Origin of the sequence: Methanohalobium sp., assembly GCF_046546175.1 — an archaeon.
Lineage (GTDB): Archaea > Halobacteriota > Methanosarcinia > Methanosarcinales > Methanosarcinaceae > Methanohalobium.
The window spans coordinates 1-4177 of sequence record NZ_JBKGYF010000116.1 but is presented as its reverse complement, the minus strand read 5'-3'; the positions used below and the strand labels follow the sequence as shown (position 1 = coordinate 4177).

Below are 4177 nucleotides of genomic sequence, written 5' to 3'. Positions count from 1 at the left end.
TCTTTTCACTTATCGCAAAAGGTTTAGATTTAGACACAAATATGTGTATATATACCTGATTTCTTGTGGAGAATGAATTTCGATATCTAATCCTTTATAATATGAGTTTCCATAAGAAACAAAGTATTAATGAGGAATAAGAATTGAAAAAAATTACTAAAATACTAATTATCATGTTGCTTTTTACATCAATAGCATCTTTAGGTTGCACCGAAAATGCAGACACAGGTGTAGATGGTACAAACCAAGACAATGGAAACACAGAAGCAGAAACTCCAAACCAAGATGAACATAGTGTAAACGATACGAATGAATCTGATACTCTAAGGATTGGAGCTTTCAATATTCAGGTGTTTGGAACCAGCAAAGCTTCAGAACCTGAAACCATGAATACAATCGCCAAGATAATCCGTAGCTATGACATTATAGCAATCCAGGAGATAAGAGATAAATCAGAAACTGCACTTCCACAATTAGTAGAACTTGTTAATGAAGGCAATTACAATTACGATTTTGTGATGAGTGAACGTTTAGGCAGGACAGTAAGTAAAGAACAATATGCCTATGTATACAATACAGAAACCGTAGAAATCACAGACAACCCACATACATACCCAGAACCAGAAGGAACTGACCCTTTCCATAGGCAGCCATATATTGCAAATTTCGAAGCTGTTAATGGCAATTTTGATGCTACTTTTATCACAATACATACTGATCCTGATGAAGCTACAGAAGAGATTAATTCACTGGATTCAGTAGTAAATTATACTCATAACAAATACTCTGAGGAAAGAGATTTCATTATCATGGGTGACCTGAACGCTGATGGTTCGTATTTTGATGAAACTTCAGATTCTACGATGCATGATGATTATTACTACTGGTGCATAGAAGACAATGTAGATACAACAACAGGATCCACTGATTACACCTATGACAGGATAATCCTGACAAAACCTGCTATACAAGATTTCACAGGTGATGCTCATGTTTACAGGTACGATAACAAATATAATCTGACCAGTGAAGAAACGGTGGATGTATCAGACCATTATCCTGTATATGCGACATTCTGGATTGATAAAGACGATGATAATATAACCTCTAACTATACACCGTCAGAGCAAACTTTAACGTCTGATTCTAACGGTTATACAAATAATACCAGTACTGAAGACCACGATGATTTATATATCAGTGATTTGTCCCTGGAAGATGAATGGGTTAAAATAACAAACTCAGGGAATACTACTGTAGACCTAAATAGCTGGGTAATCGAAGATGAAGCAAATCACGCTTATGAATTTACAGATTTCTCTTTGGGTCCTGATAATACTGTGATATTGTACACTGATGAAGGCACCGATAATGAAGATGAATTGTATTGGGGTAGTGGTAGACCTATTTGGAACAACGATGGTGATACTGCTTACCTTTATGATTCAACAGGAGAATTAGTAGATAGCCATCAAGTTGACTGAACGTTTAGGCATCAACAATAAAAGGAGAAAGGCTGGATAAAGGGAATGAATTCAGCCTTCAATTATTTTTGATCTAATCCACGGTCGATATTCTCAAATTTTTCATAATACTTAGCACGCTGTATAAGTTCTTCGAAATATTCGTCCATTTCTATCACCACTTACGTGTATGAAATCTAAAATATAAAAAGAAGAACCAAGCGGTGTGAAAGTAATCATCCCCTACCTAATAAAGATTTTTATATAATTCCAATTATAGTCAACAACACTATATTTGTTACTTATGTCCTTTATCGACGAATATAAGATGTATTGTATATTAGTAACAAATAATCTGTTTTGAACTATAAATATAATTTATGCAAAAATTCAAAAAGGAAAAAACAATCAAAAACTAACCTGAGTCTTAATATTAATTATGATGAAAAAACAAAGCCAAGACCTATATTTATACATCAGAAAGCAGACATTATACCGTCAATAACAAGTGTTACGAGGAAAAGTAGCAATATAAAAACAAAATAAATAAAGTACTCTATATCCAATATATCATCTCTTTCTATAGTATAAGAATCTATTACATAAGTAATAAATTTTAAGATGATTTCTATTAATCATATCCAGGTTTTTGTACGCCTTCAGCTCTTTCATTATATTCTTTAGCGGTAGCACTTGTTTGTGCGATAACAAAATGATGGTCAGGGCCAAGGAACGTGACTTCTACTTTATCACCAGGTTCCATCGGCCTGTTACCCCTAAACTCACGTGGTATACGATTTTCGGCGCCAAAGAACGGATAATCTCTGTTTTGTATATCTATCTCATTCCAATAGGATTCAGTGTAGATGTATTTTTTTCCTACATCATAATAATTTGTATTAGATTCATTGGTTTCATAACGGTTGTGAGCTAAAATGATGTCTATCCGGTTACCTGGTTTCAGATTTCCTGTATAGAATTTTCCAATGGTTTGATCGTCATATTTTTCCTTCGTATTTTCGTTAAAATGATCTGGATTGATGAAACGAACCTCTCCGCCTTTACCATCTGAACTATCCCATTTTATGAGCACAGAACCTACTTCATCTCCTTCAACTACAGGTCCACGGACATAATCTATATAGATGTGGTCGATATCTGGTTTCGATTCGCTGGCATCGTTCCAACCATTACCCTCTCTAAACTCTGAACCAAGTATAACTTCTGTATTATCCAGGACGAGATGTTCTGGTGGTTTTTTTAGTTTTGATGTGATGTCAAAAACACCTGCTCCCATGACAGCTGCTGTGATAACAGTAATAGCCACCATTAAAATAATTCCTACTATAGGTGTAACTCCTTCATGGTTCCTAAAAAGTTGAGAAGATTTAGCCATTGTTTATGGTAAGTTTAATATATTTTTATAAAAATTTTTGGTAATGCAGCTGTAAAATCCAAAAATAAATATTAAATATAAATTTTTATATAAAAAGTAAATTATAAATAAACACCAAGAGAAATCGTAAACTTTCCTGACATAATGGAGTATCTAAAAATTCGAGGTTAGAAAAATGAAACAAAAGAAAAACTAACCTGAGTTGTAATGTTACTTTTTCTACCTGTGGATTGTCATTAGGAAAAGCCACAACAGAAACTGATGCTCATAAAAAATATAAATGAATAAAATTAAAACTGTGAAATGTTTCTTAATTATTTTCAGCATCTGATTTTCCTATTAATATATATCGTTTCGCAACGATAAACTAGTATATCTGAATCAATGGAAACTCTGCAAAGCGATTTGTCCAACTCCCAGGATGATTGAAATACCCCCACATAATTCGCTTGGCCTCCATATCCATTATTCAGTTTCAAACCAATAACTTTGTTATTGGTTTTCATAATTCTCCCTGGAAACCCCTGAAAACATTTTCTTACGAGAGATGGGTTGCAGGGGTAGAGAAAGCCCATGAGTTTAGAGCTTGTCCGACAATTCGATACTATCAATTTATTTGTTAATGGCATTTATAGTTAAACACAGATTATTTTTTGTTAATTTAGGATACATAATCATTTTCTGATATGATATAAGCAACAATTGTTGAGTTATCAACTATAATTAAGGATTGTTGGACAGGCTGTGAAACCGTTGATCTTACTTGACCCTTACACCCCTTTCTCATAAACATAGTTCACTCCAAAACATATAAAAATTCTATTTTCAAAACCAAAAAATTAATTGGATATGGATTTCATTGTTTTTCTGTCAAGGAAAAAAAAGTAGCAAAGGAATAAAAGAGTCTCAGAGAGGGGATACGCTTGCATTCTCCTTTGCTACCCTATCATGTCCCTAATAGACATTTTTATATTAATTTTTTGGAGAAGCTATAACAGTTCCTATTGTGGACGAGCTATCAGCGGTTCGCTGGTAACCTGCGAAAAACAGGCATGTTGATCGGGATGATGCGGGTACTCGCAGGACGATCCTCATGAAAAGGCGGAGTAGTTCACATATATTTTGATAATCTGTCTATAAGCCAAAACAGGAATCTTGAAATCTTTAAAATCCCAAAACATACGTTGGTCCATAGTATAATGCATTAACTGAACATTACTGTAACAACTATAATTATAAGTAGGTCTAAATATATAATTAACTTTATGATATCTTCAACAAATTTAACAGCTAACACATTCACAAAAAAAGTACCGAT

The 4177-nt window shown here is 33.6% G+C and carries 2 protein-coding genes; one reads left to right on the top strand and one right to left on the bottom strand.

The window, feature by feature from the left end; all coding sequences use genetic code 11:
- Positions 1–143 precede the first annotated feature (143 nt).
- Positions 144–1484 carry a lamin tail domain-containing protein gene (locus ACLFMM_RS09365; protein ID WP_410808469.1) on the top strand — a complete coding sequence of 447 codons (1341 nt, stop codon included), beginning with the start codon at positions 144–146 and terminating at the stop codon, positions 1482–1484.
- Positions 1485–2094: 610 nt separating this feature from the next.
- Here ACLFMM_RS09365 and ACLFMM_RS09360 read toward each other — a convergent pair.
- Positions 2095–2859 (bottom strand): type IV pilin, encoded by a 765-nt coding sequence (locus ACLFMM_RS09360; protein WP_410808468.1) that lies wholly within the window; start codon positions 2857–2859, stop codon positions 2095–2097.
- Positions 2860–4177 lie beyond the last annotated feature (1318 nt).